This window comes from Nonomuraea sp. NPDC050153 (genome assembly GCF_044460125.1).
Taxonomy (GTDB): Bacteria; Actinomycetota; Actinomycetes; order Streptosporangiales; family Streptosporangiaceae; genus Nonomuraea.
The window spans coordinates 138,839-153,595 of sequence record NZ_JBITJQ010000022.1 but is presented as its reverse complement, the minus strand read 5'-3'; the positions used below and the strand labels follow the sequence as shown (position 1 = coordinate 153,595).

Annotated in this window: 14 protein-coding genes; 5 read left to right on the top strand and 9 right to left on the bottom strand. The window is 71.0% G+C overall.

Annotated elements, in window-relative coordinates:
• Positions 1 to 6: 6 nt before the first annotated feature.
• Positions 7 to 1,089: a cupin domain-containing protein gene (locus ACIBQ1_RS39885; RefSeq protein ID WP_397285211.1), complete on the bottom strand. Its 1,083-nt coding sequence runs from the start codon at positions 1,087 to 1,089 to the stop codon at positions 7 to 9.
• 6 nt (positions 1,090 to 1,095) lie between these two features.
• On the opposite strand from ACIBQ1_RS39885, the gene ACIBQ1_RS39880 reads away from it, so the two are divergent.
• Positions 1,096 to 1,851, top strand: coding sequence for an IclR family transcriptional regulator (locus ACIBQ1_RS39880; protein ID WP_397285209.1), 756 nt, complete (start codon positions 1,096 to 1,098; stop codon positions 1,849 to 1,851).
• A gap of 33 nt (positions 1,852 to 1,884) precedes the next feature.
• Positions 1,885 to 2,646, top strand: coding sequence for a Clp protease N-terminal domain-containing protein (locus ACIBQ1_RS39875; RefSeq protein ID WP_397285207.1), 762 nt, complete (start codon positions 1,885 to 1,887; stop codon positions 2,644 to 2,646).
• A gap of 85 nt (positions 2,647 to 2,731) precedes the next feature.
• Here the strand turns inward: ACIBQ1_RS39875 and corA are convergent, their stop codons facing one another.
• The 3 genes from corA to ACIBQ1_RS39860 are packed head-to-tail and all read right to left on the bottom strand — an operon-like array spanning position 2,732 to position 5,226.
• Positions 2,732 to 3,850: a magnesium/cobalt transporter CorA gene (gene corA / locus ACIBQ1_RS39870; RefSeq protein ID WP_397285205.1), complete on the bottom strand. Its 1,119-nt coding sequence runs from the start codon at positions 3,848 to 3,850 to the stop codon at positions 2,732 to 2,734.
• 1 nt (position 3,851) lies between these two features.
• Positions 3,852 to 4,334 (bottom strand): nuclear transport factor 2 family protein, encoded by a 483-nt coding sequence (locus ACIBQ1_RS39865; protein WP_397285203.1) that lies wholly within the window; start codon positions 4,332 to 4,334, stop codon positions 3,852 to 3,854.
• 7 nt (positions 4,335 to 4,341) lie between these two features.
• Positions 4,342 to 5,226, bottom strand: a complete 885-nt coding sequence (locus ACIBQ1_RS39860; protein WP_397285201.1) for an amidohydrolase family protein — start codon at positions 5,224 to 5,226, stop codon at positions 4,342 to 4,344.
• A gap of 34 nt (positions 5,227 to 5,260) precedes the next feature.
• Here ACIBQ1_RS39860 and ACIBQ1_RS39855 point away from each other — a divergent pair, with 34 nt between their 5' ends.
• Both ACIBQ1_RS39855 and ACIBQ1_RS39850 read left to right on the top strand, forming a co-directional pair.
• Positions 5,261 to 5,959, top strand: a complete 699-nt coding sequence (locus ACIBQ1_RS39855) for a M50 family metallopeptidase (RefSeq protein WP_397285199.1) — start codon at positions 5,261 to 5,263, stop codon at positions 5,957 to 5,959.
• 45 nt (positions 5,960 to 6,004) lie between these two features.
• The gene (locus tag ACIBQ1_RS39850) at positions 6,005 to 7,741 is read left to right on the top strand and encodes a serine/threonine-protein kinase (protein ID WP_397285197.1); all 1,737 of its coding nucleotides are present in this window, start codon (positions 6,005 to 6,007) and stop codon (positions 7,739 to 7,741) included.
• Positions 7,742 to 7,754: 13 nt separating this feature from the next.
• Here the strand turns inward: ACIBQ1_RS39850 and ACIBQ1_RS39845 are convergent, their stop codons facing one another.
• Positions 7,755 to 9,974 (bottom strand): thiamine pyrophosphate-dependent enzyme, encoded by a 2,220-nt coding sequence (locus tag ACIBQ1_RS39845; protein WP_397285195.1) that lies wholly within the window; start codon positions 9,972 to 9,974, stop codon positions 7,755 to 7,757.
• 197 nt (positions 9,975 to 10,171) lie between these two features.
• Here ACIBQ1_RS39845 and ACIBQ1_RS39840 point away from each other — a divergent pair, with 197 nt between their 5' ends.
• Entirely contained in the window at positions 10,172 to 11,521 is a 1,350-nt protein-coding gene (locus ACIBQ1_RS39840) for a hypothetical protein (RefSeq protein WP_397285193.1), read from the top strand.
• 63 nt (positions 11,522 to 11,584) lie between these two features.
• Here the strand turns inward: ACIBQ1_RS39840 and ACIBQ1_RS39835 are convergent, their stop codons facing one another.
• The 4 genes from ACIBQ1_RS39835 to ACIBQ1_RS39820 all read right to left on the bottom strand — a co-directional run bounded on the left by ACIBQ1_RS39835 (position 11,585) and on the right by ACIBQ1_RS39820 (position 14,712).
• A complete protein-coding gene (locus ACIBQ1_RS39835; RefSeq protein ID WP_397285191.1) occupies positions 11,585 to 12,439 on the bottom strand; it encodes an ABC transporter permease in 855 nt (284 codons plus the stop codon).
• 2 nt (positions 12,440 to 12,441) lie between these two features.
• Positions 12,442 to 13,419 carry an ATP-binding cassette domain-containing protein gene (locus ACIBQ1_RS39830; protein ID WP_397285189.1) on the bottom strand — a complete coding sequence of 326 codons (978 nt, stop codon included), beginning with the start codon at positions 13,417 to 13,419 and terminating at the stop codon, positions 12,442 to 12,444.
• 1 nt (position 13,420) lies between these two features.
• On the bottom strand, positions 13,421 to 14,032 hold the full coding sequence (locus tag ACIBQ1_RS39825) for a PadR family transcriptional regulator (RefSeq protein ID WP_397285187.1): 612 nt from the start codon (positions 14,030 to 14,032) through the stop codon (positions 13,421 to 13,423).
• An 83-nt stretch (positions 14,033 to 14,115) separates the two neighbouring features.
• Positions 14,116 to 14,712 carry a TetR/AcrR family transcriptional regulator gene (locus tag ACIBQ1_RS39820; RefSeq protein WP_397285184.1) on the bottom strand — a complete coding sequence of 199 codons (597 nt, stop codon included), beginning with the start codon at positions 14,710 to 14,712 and terminating at the stop codon, positions 14,116 to 14,118.
• Between the last annotated feature and the right edge of the window lie 45 nt (positions 14,713 to 14,757).

Below are 14,757 nucleotides of genomic sequence, written 5' to 3'. Positions count from 1 at the left end.
GATCCCTCACACGAACTCCTCTCGATATTGGTGCAGCCCCTCGAAAACGGGCGTGTCGGCGAAACGGAACAGGTCGAAACGGGTCTCGGCGCGGAACGACCACGCGCACCACGACGGCACCACGACGAGGTCGCCGCGCGAAAGCCGCCGCTCCTCGCCGTCGAGGGTCACGAACCCCTCACCGTCGAACACCTGGTACACCGACGAGCCGACCTCCCGTCTCGCGGCCGTCGCGCTCCCCTCCCGCAGCCGGTGGAACTCGGCCCTGATCGTGGGCATGACGTCGCCGCCGGTGGTGGGGTTGGTGTAGCGGACGGCGGCGTGGCCGGGCTCGACGACCCCGGGATGGCCCTCGTCCTCCAGCGCGAGCTGCTCGTCCAGCGCCCGGTCGGTGTGCTCCCACCGGTAGGCGGCGATCGGCGAGCTGGGCGTGGCCTGGAGCGCCGACACGGGACGCAGCCCCGGGTGCGCCCACAGCCGTTCGGAACGCGACGCGCTCGGCGTCGTCACGTCGGTGACCTGGTCGGGGCCGAACTCGAAGAACGAGGTGTCGGTGTAGTGCACGAACGGGATGTCCAGCCCGTCGATCCAGGCCATGGGCGCGTCGGTGGTGTTGTGGTGCCCGTGGAAGTGCCAGCCGGGCGTCAGCAGGAAGTCGCCGCGCCGCATGGCGACCGGGTCGCCGTTCACGACGGTCCAGACGCCCTCGCCCTCGACGACGAAGCGGAAGGCGTTCTGGGTGTGGCGGTGCTCGGGGGCGACCTCGCGCGGGCCCAGGTACTGGATGGCCGCCCAGAGGGTCGGCGTCGCGTACGGCAGCCCGCCCAGACCGGGGTTGGCCAGCGCGATCGCCCGCCGCTCCCCGCCCCGCCCGACGGGCACCAGCTCGCCGGCCCGCTCGGCCAGCGGGTAGAGCGTCTTCCACTCCCACACGCGCGGCCGGGCCTTCGGCTTCGGATGCTCCGGCATCAGGTCGCCGACCTGCGTCCACAACGGGATCAGGTCTTCCGCCGCGAAGTCGGCGTAGAGCCTCTCCTCTGGATTCATGGAGCCCACGCTAGGAGCTGATTCTGCATACGGCACTACCATTCTGCTATGAAGAACAGGCCCGCGTACGCCCTGGGCTCCGTCGACAACGTGCTGCTGCTCCTCCACATGCTGCGCGACCAGGGCCGTCTCAAGGTCGCCGACGTCGCCAGGGAGCTGGGCATCGCCCGTTCCACCGCCCACCGCCTGCTGGCCATGCTCGTCTACCGCGACTTCGCCGTACAGGACGAGCAGCACACGTACCTGCCGGGGCCGTTCCTCACCTCGACGCAGGCCGGCGCGGGCGGCGCGGTCCTGCGCGAGTTGCGCGCCCGGGTCAGGCCCACGATGGAGGCCCTGTGCGCGCGGGCCGCGGAGACCGTGAACCTCATGATCCGCGTCGGTACGGAGGTGCGCTTCCTGGACAGCGTGGAGTCGTCGCAGATCCTCCACGTCGGCGACCGCCGCGGCACGATCCTGCCCGCCCGCCGGTCCTCCGGCGGCAAGGTCCTGCTCGCCACCCTGCCCCACGACCAGCTCCGCGACCTGTACCCCGACCTCGCCGACCACGAGCGCGCGACCCTGGCCCGCGAGCTCGACGACGTCAGGGCGCGCGGGTACGCGCTCAACGTCGACGGCACGGAGCGCGGTGTCTCCGCCATCGGGTCCACCCTCCGCAACGGGCGCGGCACCGCCCTGGCCGCCCTGTCGATCTCGGCGCCCTCGGCCCGCTTCGGGCCTGACCGGGTGGGGTTCTTCGCGGCCCAGCTGAAGGCGGCGGTGAGGGAGGCCGAGCAGGCCCTGATCGACTTCCCGGACGCTTGACGCATGTAACCCCATAGGGGTTATTGTAGGGGTATGCCGAAGATAAACGTCTATCTGCCGGACGAGCTCGCCGAAGCGGTCAAGCAGGCCGGGGTGCCGGTCTCGGCGGTGTGCCAGCGGGCGCTGGAGCAGGCGGTGCGCCGGGTGACCGCCATCAGGGAGACGGTGCTGAGCGACCTCGACCTCCAGGAGCCGACCGGGGCGCTGACGCACCTGACGCCCACCACCCGCACCGTGCTCAAGACGGCCCGTGACCAGGCCCTGGCGGACGGGGCCGCGGCGGTCGGGACCGGGCACCTGCTGGGCGCCATGCTGAGCGAGGGGACCAACCTCGCGCTGCACGTCCTGCGGGCCATGGAGATCGACCCCGAGCAGGTCAAGCGCGACCTCGCCCGCCACCTGCCCGCCTCAGGAGAGGCGGGCGCGCCGGAGCCGGGCCACTTCGGCGGGACGGCGGCCAACGCGCTGGAGTTCGCCGTCACGGAGGCGACCTCGCTCGGCCACAACTACGTCGGCTGCGAGCACCTCCTGCTCGGCCTGGTCGCCGAGCCCGACGGGACCGCCGGCCAGGTCCTGCGCGGGCTGGGCGTCGAGCCCAGGCTCGCCAGGCGCGCCGTGGTGGCGGCCCTGGCCGGGTACGTCCACCTGCGGGCCCAGGCGCAGCAGAGCGGCGAGGGAGGGCAGAACCGGCCCGCCGCCGTCCAGGCGATGCTGTCCGCCGCGATCCGCCAGGAGCTCCAGCCACTCGTCCAGCGGCTGGAGCGCCTGGAAGCGCATGCGGGCCTGGACGCCTGAGGATCCTGAGGTGGCCGCCGCCATCCGTGTCACCCTCGTGGCCCTGATTGTGGTCGGGATCGTGATCGGGGCCACGTGGTGACGCTCAGAGCCAGTCGCGGCGTTTGAAGACGAGGTAGAGCGTCAGGCAGACGGCCGCCATCAGCACGATCGCGAACGGATAGCCCAATATCCAGTGCGTTTCGGGCATGAAGTCGAAATTCATCCCGTAAATGGTTCCCACCAGCGTCGGCGCGAACAGGATGGCGGCCCAGGCGGAGATCTTCTTGACCTCCTCGCCCTGCCGGATGCTCGCCTCCGTCATCCTGGCCATCTCGGCGTTCTGCGCCTGCGTCACCAGCGTCGAGTTGACGAGCATGATGTCCTGCAGCATCTGCCGGAACGCCGAGATCCGCTCCGCCACCGTGATCGCGTGGTCGGCCACGTCACGCAGGTAGCTCTGCAGCTCGTCGTTCATCCCGTGCTTGGAGGCCCCCGCGATGAACGCGTGGAGCATGCCCACCAGCGGCGCCGTGGCCCGCTGGAACTCGATCACCTCGCCGGACAGCTCGTAGACCCGCCGCGACACCGAGGGGTCGCCGCCGAAGACCTGGGCCTCGATCTCCTCGATGTCCTTCTGCAGCCCGGCCACCACCGGCGCGTAGCCGTCGACCACCGCGTCGAGGATGGCGTAGAGGACCGCCTGCGGGCCCTGCTGCAGCAGCTCGGGCTCGGACTCCATGCGCTTGCGGACGGCTTGCAGGTCGGGGGCCTCGGCGTGGCGTACGGTGATCACGAAGTTGGGGCCGACGAAGACGTGCACCTCCCCGAACGCGACCTCCTCCACGTCGTCGAGGTAGCGCGCGGCCCGCAGCACCACGAACAGCGTGTCGCCGTAGCGGTCGGCCTTGGGCCGCTGGGAGCCGACGATCGCGTCCTCCAGCGCCAGCTCGTGCAGCTCGAACTCCTCGCCGAGCTTGACCAGCTCCCACTCCTTGGGCCGGTAGAGGCCGATCCAGGCCATGCTGTCCGGCATCTCCTTGAGCCGCTCGAAGGCGTCGGCGAGGGAGCCGGGGGTGGCGACGCGCTCGCCGTTCAGGTAGACGGCCTTGTCGATGACGGTCGGCCGGTGGGGCCGCTCCTCCGTGGCACGCGGGTCCATCGAGTGCTCGGGCGCCTCCTCGTGGACGTCGGCGCTGCGCCTGAACCCCTTCACCCTGGCCATGTCACCCCCCTTGGAATGACGAGAGTTCGTCGAGTCGTTGCACGGCGCGGTCTCTGATGGTCTTGCGCCACATCGGCGTCCAGCCGAACACCATCCCGTGCGGCCTGCCCAGCGCCATCTTCGACCAGCGCTTGAAGTCGAATTCGTCGTGGTGGCGGACGATCAGGTCGCCCTCGAACCTGAACAGCGCGTCGATCTCGTTGACGACCCGGCGCCCCGTCCCGGAGAAGGTGTAGCGGGCCGTCCAGTGCGCGGTGCCGGTGAAGTCGTCGGCCGTCACGTCGCGGTAGGCGGACTCCAGGCCGTCGCGCACGCCGAGCTGCAGCCGCCACATACTCATCACGCGGTCACGCCCCCGGACCTCCAGGAAGATCGGATCGCCGAAGCTGACCTCGGGGTGGTAGCAGCGCTCCATGGCCGCGAGGTCAGCGCGCCCCAGGGCGTCGTAGAAAGCGCCGATGAGCGCCACGTGCCGATCGTTCACCCCTCCATCAGATCATGGCCGCGCCGTTGTCCCAGCACACTGCCCGCAACCAGGAATCGCCCAGGTCAAGCCGGGCGAGCGCGTCGAGCTGATGAGCGTAGGGGTGCGGAATCGTCGGGAAGTCACTGCCGAGCACCACCTTGCCCGAAATGCCCAGATCAAGCAATGCCGGGCGCAGCCGCTCGGGGAACGGCATGCCCAGCTCGCTGAAGTCGGTGAACGCCATCGTGGTGTCCAGCGCGACCCGCTCGTAGCGGGTGGCCAGCTCGAAGAACGGGTCGTACTCCGGCATCCCCAGATGCGCGATCACCACCCGCAGCCGCGGATGCCTGCGCAGCACCTCGCCGATCGGCCCGGGGCCGACGTGCCCCCCCGGCACCGGCACCGAGCTGGCGTGCGTCACCACCGGCACCCCCGCGTCCGCCAGCAGCCCCCAGACCTCGTCCAGCTCGCCCGTCCGCGGGTCGAACCCGCCGACCTGCAGGTGCACCTTGAAGATCCTGGCCCCGTCGTCCAGCGCCCGGCGCACGTACTCCACGACCCCAGGCTCCGGGTAGAAGGTCGCCGAGGGGATGCATTCAGGTGTACGGCGGGCGAACTCCAGCGTCCAGGCGTTGAGATCGAGCGCCATGTCCGGCTTGTGTGCGTAGGCGAGGGCGGGGAACGCGCGCACGCCCATGGCCCGCAGCCGCGCGACCCGCTCCTCCACCGGCCACTCGTACTCGATCTTCCAGCCGTCGCCCATCAGCGGGCCGCCGTGCCTGAAGTGGTGCCACACCCGCCGCTCCATCCGCTCCGGCAGGAAGTGGACGTGCAGGTCGATGAGGCCGGGCAACCCCAGCCCGCGCCACCAGTCCGGCACCTTGGCGTCAGAAAGTCGTTCTGTTGCCACGGACGGGACTTTACCTGGATAGGGTTTCTCCTCGATGGAACAGCTCTGGGCCCACCTGATCAAGGTTCAGCCTGACCCCGACCCCTGGGTCGTAGGGGTCTCGGCTCTGGCCGCGTTCGTGCTCGTCGGCTTCCGCATGCCCTGGCAGGTGACCAGAGGCCTGATCACGATCGCCCACGAGGGCGGCCACGCGCTGATGGCGCTGGTCACCCGGCGCAAGCTCGAAGGCATCCGCCTCCACTCCGACACCTCCGGCGTGACGCTGACCAGGGGCCGGCCCACCGGGCCCGGCATGGTCCTGACCGCGCTCGCCGGCTATCTGGCGCCCTCGCTGCTGGGGCTGGCCGCCGCCTGGCTGACCGAGATGGGGCACATCACGCTGCTGATCTGGAGCGTGCTGCTGTTCCTGGTCTGCATGCTGCTGCTGATCCGCAACCTGTACGGCGCGCTGATCCTGCTCGCCACCGGCGGCGCCGTGTTCGCCCTGATCATGTACGCGCCCGCCGAGGCCCAGCAGGTCGTCGCCCTGGTCGCGGTCTGGTTCCTGCTGTTCGGCGGGATCAGGCCGATCATCGAGCTGCAGCGCAAGCGGCGCAGGCGGCAGGCGCGAGACTCCGACGCCGACCAGCTGGCCCGGCTGACGGTCCTGCCCGGCGGGTTCTACGTGTTCTTCTTCCTGCTGGTGGCGGTCGTGTCCGCGGCCTTCGGCGCGTACCTCATGAATCCGCTCTAACCCCCAAAATACGCACTAAACTCGCCTGCAACAGGGGGGAGTGCCGTGCTGCCAGTCGAGGACGCGCCCGGCTACCGGGTACTCGATCAGGCGGGCCAGGGCGGCTTCGCCGTCGTGTACCGCGCCTACCAGGAGCGCCTCGACCGGGTCGTGGCGCTGAAGGTGCTGTCCGTCGACCGGGTCGACCAGCGCACGATGCGCAGGTTCCAGCGCGAGCTGCAGCTCACCGGCCGCCTGACCGGCCACCCCAACGTGGTGACCGTCTTCGACACCGGTGTCACCCGCTCCGGCAAGCCGTACATCGCGATGGACTACTTCGAGAACGGCTCGCTGCGCGACAAGGTCCGCAAGGAAGGGCCGCTGCCGGTGCCCGACGTGCTGCGGGCCGGGGTGAAGCTGGCCGGGGCGCTGGCCGCCGTACACGAGGCCGGGGTCCTGCACGGCGACATCAAGCCGCAGAACATCCTCATCTCCCGCTACGGCGAGCTCGCCATCGCCGACTTCGGCGTCGCCAGGGTCGTGGACTCCTCGGAGATCTCGGCCACGTCGCAGGCGTTCACGCCGCTGCACGCCGCCCCCGAGGTGCTCACCGGCCAGCCCCACTCCGCCTCGACCGACATCTACTCGCTCGGCTCGACCCTCTACCACCTGCTGGCCGGCCAGCCCGCGTTCCACAACCCGACGGACCCGTCGATCGCGCCGCTGATGTACCGGGTGCTCAGCATCGAGCCGCCCCCGATCAACCGCACCGACGTGCCGCCGCCGGTCCTCGAGACGGTCCTGCGGGCGATGTCCAAGCAGCCGGAGGCCCGGTACGGGTCGGCGCGGGAGTTCGCCAGGCGGCTGCAGGAGGTGCAGGCCGAGCTGGGGCTGCCGGTGACCGACCTGGTGGGCCAGGACCCCGGTCCGGGACCGGCGATGGCCACGGTGCCCCGCCCCCGCTTCGACGACCCGCCGACCGGCGAACCCCCGCCCCCGGGGAGTCCCCAGCCGCCCGCGACGTCCCAGCCCGCGTCCACCGGCCACCGGCTCCCGACGACGGGCAACCACCTGCCGTCCACCGGCCATCACCTGCCCGGCGGTCCCGGGCGGCCGTCGCCGTTCGCCCCCGAGGCGCAGCCGTCGCCGTTCGCGCCGGAAGCGCGGGCGGGGGGCACCGGAGAGATCCACGCGACGGGCCGGCACGCGACGGGCACCGGTGGCGTCCCGGGCACGGGGCGGCCGGGCGCGCCCGCGCCGCCCGTCGGGGTCTCGGCCACCACCCCGCCGGCGCGAGGCGGGGTGACCGCCCCCGGCGGGGGCGCGCGCCTGCCACGGGGCCTCGTGATCGGCGCCGCCGTGGCGGCCGTCGTCATCGGCGGCACGAGCGCGGCCGTCTACCTGTCGCTCCAGCGGAACCAGACACCGCAGGCCACCCGGCCCGAGGCGTCCGAGCCGGGCACCCAGGACACCGAGCCCATCGACAAGCGGTCCATCGCCGCGCTGACCCCTCGCGGCCTGAAGGTGACGGCCGACCAGGGCGCGCTGGTCGAGCTGCGATGGACGCTCCCCGCCGGCGCCCGCCGCTATCCGGTGGTCCTCCAGCGCTCCCCGATCAAGAAGGGCGATCAGGCCATCACCGCCCTGGGCCAGGGCGCCACCGCGACCCGCGTCGCGGGACTGGACCCGGCCAGGGGCTACTGCTTCCTGGTGGGAGTCCCGCTCCGCATCTCGCAGAGCTCGACCGTCGCCTGGTCGAAGCCGACGTGCATCAGAGGCGCCGTCGCCCGCTCGACCTCCTGAGGCTCCTGAGGGCTCACCCCAGGAGCTTGCGCGCCGCCTGCTCGATCTCCGCCTCCGACAGCAGCACGTGATCGGCCGCGCCGCCCAGGGGGATGAAGCTGTCGGACGAGGTCACCCGCGCGAGCTTCCCGGCGAACCCGGCGTCGGCCAGCTCCGCCATGATCCCCTCCGACACGCCGCCGGTGTGCCGGGTCTCGTCGGCGATCAGCACGTTGCCGGTCAGCTCGGCCGCCCGCAGCAGGTCCTCCATCGGCAGCGGCGCCAGCCAGCGCAGGTCGAGCACGCGGCACCCGTAGCCCTCCTGGGTCAGCCGCACCGCGGCCCGCAGGCTCATCCGCAGCCCGTTGCCGAACGTCACGATCGTCAGGTCGCGCCCGTCGCCGTAGGAGCGCGCCTGCCCGATCGGCACGTGCGTCTCCGGCCAGCGCCCGGGCGGCGCGTACGGCGCGAGCCAGCCCCCGTCGCCCTCCTCGAACAGGTCGCGCGTGTGGTAGAGCGCGATCGGCTCCAGGAAGACGCACACCGACCCGGACGTGCGCGCCGCCGCCAGGCACGTGCGCAGCATGGCGGCCGCGTCGTCGGGACGGGCGGGCGAGGCGATGACCAGGCCGGGGATGTCCCGCAGCGCGCCCACCGAGTTGTCGTTGTGGAAGTGGCCGCCGAACCCCTTCTGGTAGGCGTACGCGGCCACCCGGACCACCATCGGGTTGCGGTAGGCGCCGCGCGAGAAGAACGACAGCGTGGCCCCCTCCCCCCGGATCTGGTCGAGCGCGTTGTGCAGGTAGGCGAGGTACTGGATCTCCGGCACGGGCAGCAGCCCCGACACGCCGGCGCCGAGGGCCAGCCCCAGGATGGCCTGCTCGTCCAGCAGCGTGTCGAACACCCGGCCGGGGCCGAACCGCTTCTGCAGCCCCCTGGTCACGCCGTAGACGCCGCCCTTCTTGGCGACGTCCTCGCCGAACACGGTCATCTCCGGGTAGACGGACAGCGCGTCGGCGAGCGTGCGGTTGACGGCCTGCGAGAGCGTCATCGGCTTGTCGTTCTCGGGCAGCGCCCCGGCGAACGCCTTCTCCCGCTCCGCGGGCGCGGCCGCCATCGGGCTGATCTTGGCGATCAGCTCCGGCCGGCGCGGGGCGATCGGCTCCATGATCTCCTTGGCGGAGCCGAGCCGCGGGCTGCGCGTCGTCTCCAGCGCGAGCCGCAGCACGTGCTCGCGCTGGGACTCGTACATCTTGAGCAGCTCCCCGGGCGTGCTCTGCCCGGCCTCCACCAGCAGCGCCGCCGTGCGCACCAGCGGGTCGCGCTCCAGGTCGGCCTTCATCTCGCGCTGCGTGCGGTAGGCCTGCTCGACGTCGGAGCCGGCGTGCCCCATGAGCCGCACGGTGGTCAGGTGGAGGAAGGCGGGGGAGCGGCGCTCGCGTACGTGCCGGACCGCGCGGACGGCGGCGTCGTACGCCTCGGCGAGGTCGCAGCCGTCGGCGGCGAAGTATTCGATGCCGGGACGCCGAAGGGCCGACTCCACCCAGCCCTTGGGCGTGCGGACGCTGATGCCGATGCCGTTGTCCTCGCACACGAACAGCAGCGGCAGCGCCTGGCCCTGGTAGGTGGCGTAGGAGGCGGTGTTGAAGCCGCTCTGGGCGCTGGCGTGGTTGACCGAGGCGTCGCCGAAGCTGCACACCGCGACCGCGTCGGCGGGCCAGCGGGGCGGCGTGACCACCGCCGCCGCCCGCTCGATCGCGAACGCCACGCCGACCGACCTGGGCAGATGGCTGGCGATCGTCGACGTCTGGGGGATGACGGCCAGGTCGGGATGGCCGAACACCTTGTGCCTGCCACCCGCGATCGGCTCGTCGGCCGCCGCGGTCAGGCCCATCAGCACGTCGCGGATGCCCTGCTCGGGCAGCCTGCCCGCCTGCTCGGACCTGGTCAGGTAGAACGCGCCGGAGCGGTAGTGGAGCAGCGCCGGGTCGGTGGGCCGCAGGGCGGCGGCGACGGCCGCGTTGCCCTCGTGGCCGGCCGAGCCGATCGTGTAGTAGCCCTCGTCACGCTCGCGCAGCCAGCGGGCCGCGATGTCCAGGAGGCGGCTGTCGAGCTGGCGCAGGAACAGCGTCATGCACTGCTCGCCGGTCAGGGCGCCGCCCTCGCGGACCGGCAGCGCCGGATCTCGCGGCGGGCCCGCCTTCAGCGTCGCAACCGCCTGGGTGAAATGAGTCTCAACTGTGTCGCGCGCCACACCTCGATTATGTCTTTCATCGGCGGCGACGTCTGCCGGACGTGGCTGACATGTTGTGGACCGGTCCGTTTGACCCCGACATATAACGGTTTGTCAGAATCCTCAACTTTCCGGTCACTGTGTACGTCTACTTAGGTGACACACGTGGCACCCTCAATGCCGCGTTGAACGACTGGGGTCTCCAGAAAGGAACCCACATGTTACAACGCATTCGTGTGGCCGCCCTCGCCGTAGCGCTCGGCGCCGGAGCCGTGGTTCTGGCTCCCTCCGTCGCGACAGCGGCCACGGATCCCGTCATCACCCGAGTGGGGATCAGTCCCGGCCCACCGATCGACGTCACCGGTGGCGCGGTCACGGCCACCTTCAGCTTCGCCACCAAGGGGGTCGACAAGGCCGAGCTCCAGCTCAAGCCCCCGGGCGACGTCAGCGTCGGCAAGCCCGTCGACCTGACGTCCGCCAAGGACGGCGACTGGACCAAGTGGACCGGCACCCGGTCCTTCGACTCCACCAATGTCGGCACCTGGAGCTGGCTCGCCGTCGCCGGCGGGGCCTCCCGCGGCGGCACGTTCGAGGTCAGCGTCAAGAAGGTGCTCGACACCAAGATCGTCGACTTCGACGCCAGCCCCGACCTCGTGGACAAGGGCGACCTGATCAGGGTCACCGGGCAGCTCCTCGCCGACGGCAAGGGGTACGGCGGCCAGACCGTCGCCATCACCTTCCGCGAGCGCGGCACCGACGCCTACCGCGAGATCGCCAAGGTGACGACCGGTGGCAACGGCTGGTTCAGCGCCAACGTACGGGCCCGCGAGACGGGCTGGTGGCGGGCCGAGTTCACGGCCACGTCCGCGGCCAAGGGCTCGGTCAGCGACGCCGACCGGGTCGACGTCAAGCGCGGTGACCTGGGCAGCAGGATCGCCGGCTTCGACGCCCGCCCGGAGCCCGTGGACAAGGGCGACCGGCTCACGTTCTCCGGCGCCCTGCTGGTCGAGGACCGCGGCGGCGTGGCCGGCGAGCGGGTCTCGATCTTCTTCAAGGCCGCAGGTTCGAACCGGTGGGAGTACGTCACCAGTGACGTGACCGGCCGCCAGGGCCGCTTCTGGGCCTCCGCCACGGCGCAGGACTCGGGCTGGTGGCGGGCCGAGTACGCGGGCACCCGCGGCGTGCGCGGCTCGGTCAGCGACGGCGACTGGGTCAAGGTCAACGAGCCGGCGCCCCCGCCGCCGCCCGCCAAGGCGGACACGCGGCTGATCAAGTTCAACGCGTACCCCGAGCCGGTGAAGCGCGGGAAGTACCTGAAGTTCAAGGGCAGCCTGCAGATCTTCGACGAGGGCTCCTGGGAGGGCTACAAGGGCAAGGTCGCGCTGTTCTTCAAGCCCGCGGGCTCGAAGAAGTGGCAGTACGTGAAGACCACCTGGTCGAACGGCGGCGGCGGGCTCTACACCAAGGTCAAGGGCTGGGACTCGGGCCGCTGGCGGTTCGTGTTCAGCGGTGACGACGACACCTACGGCGCCACCAGCCGCTCGGACTACGTCCGGGTGAAGCGCTGATCTGATGCAAGGACGAGGCCCGGGGCACACCGCCCCGGGCCTCGTTCCGTCTATTCAGGCCGTTCACTCCGCCCGCCTGAACTCCGCGATCCCCACCCCCAGCAGCACCAGCCCCAGGGCCGCCACGAGGCCGAGCTCCAGGACCACCGGCACCTGGAAGTCGAACCACCGGACCCCGGGGTTCAGCACCGCGTCGACCTGCGCCGGCACGTCGAGGTGCGAGAAGACCGCCTGGCGCAGCGGGTCCACCGCGTACGTCATCGGGTTGACCACGGTCAGCACGTGCAGCCACGACGGCAGGTTGGCCAGCGGGAACATCGCCCCCGACAGGAACATCATGGGCATGATCGCCATCTGCATCAGCCCGAAGAAGGTCTGCATGTTCTTCATCCGGGCGGCCAGCATCACCCCGAAGGCCGTGATCGTGAACGCCGCGAGGAACATCTCCGCCAGCAGCGTCACGAAGAGCGAGGGCGAGTAGGGCACCCCCACCAGCCCCGCCATGGCCAGGATGAGAATGCCCTGCCCGGTGGCCACGATGGCGCCGCCCAGGCACTTGCCGACCACGATCGCCCCGCGCGAGACGGGCGCGACCAGCATCTCCCTGAGGAAGCCGAACTCGCGGTCCCACACGATGGACCCGGCCGAGAACATCCCGGTCATGATCACGGTCATGGAGATCATGCCGGGGTACATGAACGTGCGGTAGTCGATCCCGGGGATCGCCCCCCGCACCAGCGACCCGAGCCCCGTGCCCATGACGAACAGCCAGAGCACGGGCTGCACCAGCATGGACGCCATGCGGGTGCGGTCGTTGACGAAACGCAGCATCTCCCGATGGAGCACGACCTTGATCGCCCGCAGGTCGTGACCGGCGCCGCGGACCGGCACGCGGACGCTGACGGCCTCTGTCGCCATGGCTATCGCCTCGCCATCGCTCTCATGAACGCCATGTTGCCGTCGCCGGCCTCGGCGTCGCGGATGGTGGAACCGGTGTACGACATGAACACGTCGTCCAGGGACGGACGCGAGACGCTCACCGACCTGATCGGCATGCCGAGCTCGGCGAACAGCCTGGGCACGAACTCCTCGCCCGAGGCCACCGCGAACGTCACCGAGCCCTCGCGCACCGCCGCCTCCAGCCCGAACCGCTCCCGCAGCGCCTTGATCGCCTCCGTGTCGTCACCGGTCTGGATCTGCACCCGGTCCTTGCCGACGCTGGCCTTCAGCGCCTCGGGGGAGTCGATGACGACGACCTCGCCGTGGTCGATGATCGCGATCCGGTCGCAGTACTCGGCCTCGTCCATGTAGTGCGTGGTCATGAAGATGGTGATGTCCTCCAGGAGCCGCAGCTGGTTGATGTAGCCCCAGATGGCCGAGCGGGTCTGCGGGTCGAGCCCCACGGTGGGCTCGTCGAGGAAGAGCACCCGCGGGGAGTGCAGCAGGCCGCGGGCGATCTCCAGCCGCCGCTTCATGCCGCCCGAGAACGTCATCACCTTGGCGTCCTTGCGGTCCCACAGCGCGACCATCTCCATGACCTGCCGGATCCGGTCGCCGACGGCGTTCTTGGGGACGCCGTACAGCTCGGCGTGGAAGCGCAGGTTCTGCTCGGCGCTCAGGTAGCCGTCGAGCGTGGGGTCCTGGAAGACGAGGCCGATGTTCCTGCGGACCTCGTCGCGCTCCTTGACCACGTCGTGGCCCGCCACGGTGGCGCTGCCGCCGGTGGGGTTGACCAGCGTGCAGAGCATGCTGATGGTGGTGGTCTTGCCGGCGCCGTTGGGGCCGAGGAAGCCGAACACCTCGCCCGGCCGCACCTCGAAGTCGACGCCCTTGACGGCCTCGACCTTCCCGTACGTCTTCCGCAGGCCGCGCACGGCGACCGCCGCGTCCGCCGCCATCTCAGCCTTCCGCCAGGATCTGGAACATGGACTTGCGCGTCTTCTTGATCAGCTCCTTGGCCGCCGCGATCTGACGGTCGTCGGCCGTGCGGACCAGATGGGAGAACGCCTCGTTGAGCTGGGCCCACAGCAGGCGCAGCTCGTGGTGGTCCGGCGGCACGGCCGTGCGGGCGACCTCGTCCCACGGCGCCGGGTCGGCGAGCCCGGCCGCCTGGCGGCGGCCCTGCTCCGTCAACCGGTATGTACGGCTCCCGCCGGACTCGTCCCCGGTCACCAGGCCCTCGTCCTCCAGCTGCTGCAGCGCCGGATAGACGGAGCCGGGGCTGGGCCGCCAGACGCCGCGGCTGCGCTCCTCGATGCTCTGGATCATCTGGTAGCCGTTCTGCGGCTCTTCGAGGAGGAGCACCAGCAGGGCGGCCCGGACGTCGCCGCGGCGGACCCGCGGGGCAGGCGTCTCCCAGTGGACCACGGTGCCGAAGTGCGGGCCCGGCGCGTGCGGCGCGAACGGGGGGCCGAAGTGGCCCGGCCCTGGAGGCGGGCCGGGGGGTGCGCCGGGCGCGAACGGCGCCGGGGGGTGGGGGTGCGGGGCATCCCAGAAGTCTGGTTCTTCCACGATTACCTCCAACTATCGAGATAGCTTGACGATATATCTAGATAGTTGGCATGGGAAGGGCGTCGCAGACATGCCTCTGGAAGTTAGCGAGCGCTAACAGCGGCGGCGATGGCCGCCCGCGCCATGGCGTGCAGCAGCGGCCGCATGTCACCCGCGCCCAGCTCGCCCGCGCTGTGCGGCGTGGAGTTGAGCAGCCCGAACACGGCGTGCGTCGTGGCGCGCAGCCGCGCGGCCGGGCACGCGGGGTGCAGCTCGGCCAGCACGGTCACCCACTCCTCGACGTAGAGCCGCTGCAGCCGCCTGATCTGGCGCCGCTCCGGCTCGGGCACGTTGCCCAGCTCCCTGTCGTGCACGGTGATCAGCGCCGGCTGTTCGAGCGCGAACGTGATCTGCACGTTGAGCAGCGCGTCCAGCGTCTCCTGCGGATCCGGGCACGAGGTGACCACCGCCGCGGCCGACTCGCGCAGGCGCGAGCTGACGTCGAGCAGCATCTCCGACAGCAGCGCGTCCTTGCCGCTGAAGTGCCGGTAGAGCGCGGGGCCCGAGACGCCGACCGCGGCGCCGATGTCCTCGATCGAGACGCCGTGGAACCCGCGCGCGGCGAACAGCCGGGCCGCCGCCGCCAGGATTTCCCCGCGCCGGTTGCCGCGATTCCGGGTAGATGAGGAGGTGGTGGTCACGTCTCACATGCTAGACGGTTACGTTAATGATGACTAACATCTCGT

Excerpts from the sequence above, each read along its gene's own strand:
- ACIBQ1_RS39885 (WP_397285211.1), bottom strand. The coding sequence starts at position 1,089 with ATGGTAGTGCCGTATGCAGAATCAGCTCCTAGCGTGGGCTCCATGAAT.
- ACIBQ1_RS39880 (WP_397285209.1), top strand. The coding sequence starts at position 1,096 with ATGAAGAACAGGCCCGCGTACGCCCTGGGCTCCGTCGACAACGTGCTG.
- ACIBQ1_RS39875 (WP_397285207.1), top strand. The coding sequence starts at position 1,885 with ATGCCGAAGATAAACGTCTATCTGCCGGACGAGCTCGCCGAAGCGGTC.
- corA (WP_397285205.1), bottom strand. The coding sequence starts at position 3,850 with ATGGCCAGGGTGAAGGGGTTCAGGCGCAGCGCCGACGTCCACGAGGAG.
- ACIBQ1_RS39855 (WP_397285199.1), top strand. The coding sequence starts at position 5,261 with ATGGAACAGCTCTGGGCCCACCTGATCAAGGTTCAGCCTGACCCCGAC.
- ACIBQ1_RS39840 (WP_397285193.1), top strand. The coding sequence starts at position 10,172 with ATGTTACAACGCATTCGTGTGGCCGCCCTCGCCGTAGCGCTCGGCGCC.
- ACIBQ1_RS39835 (WP_397285191.1), bottom strand. The coding sequence starts at position 12,439 with ATGGCGACAGAGGCCGTCAGCGTCCGCGTGCCGGTCCGCGGCGCCGGT.
- ACIBQ1_RS39830 (WP_397285189.1), bottom strand. The coding sequence starts at position 13,419 with ATGGCGGCGGACGCGGCGGTCGCCGTGCGCGGCCTGCGGAAGACGTAC.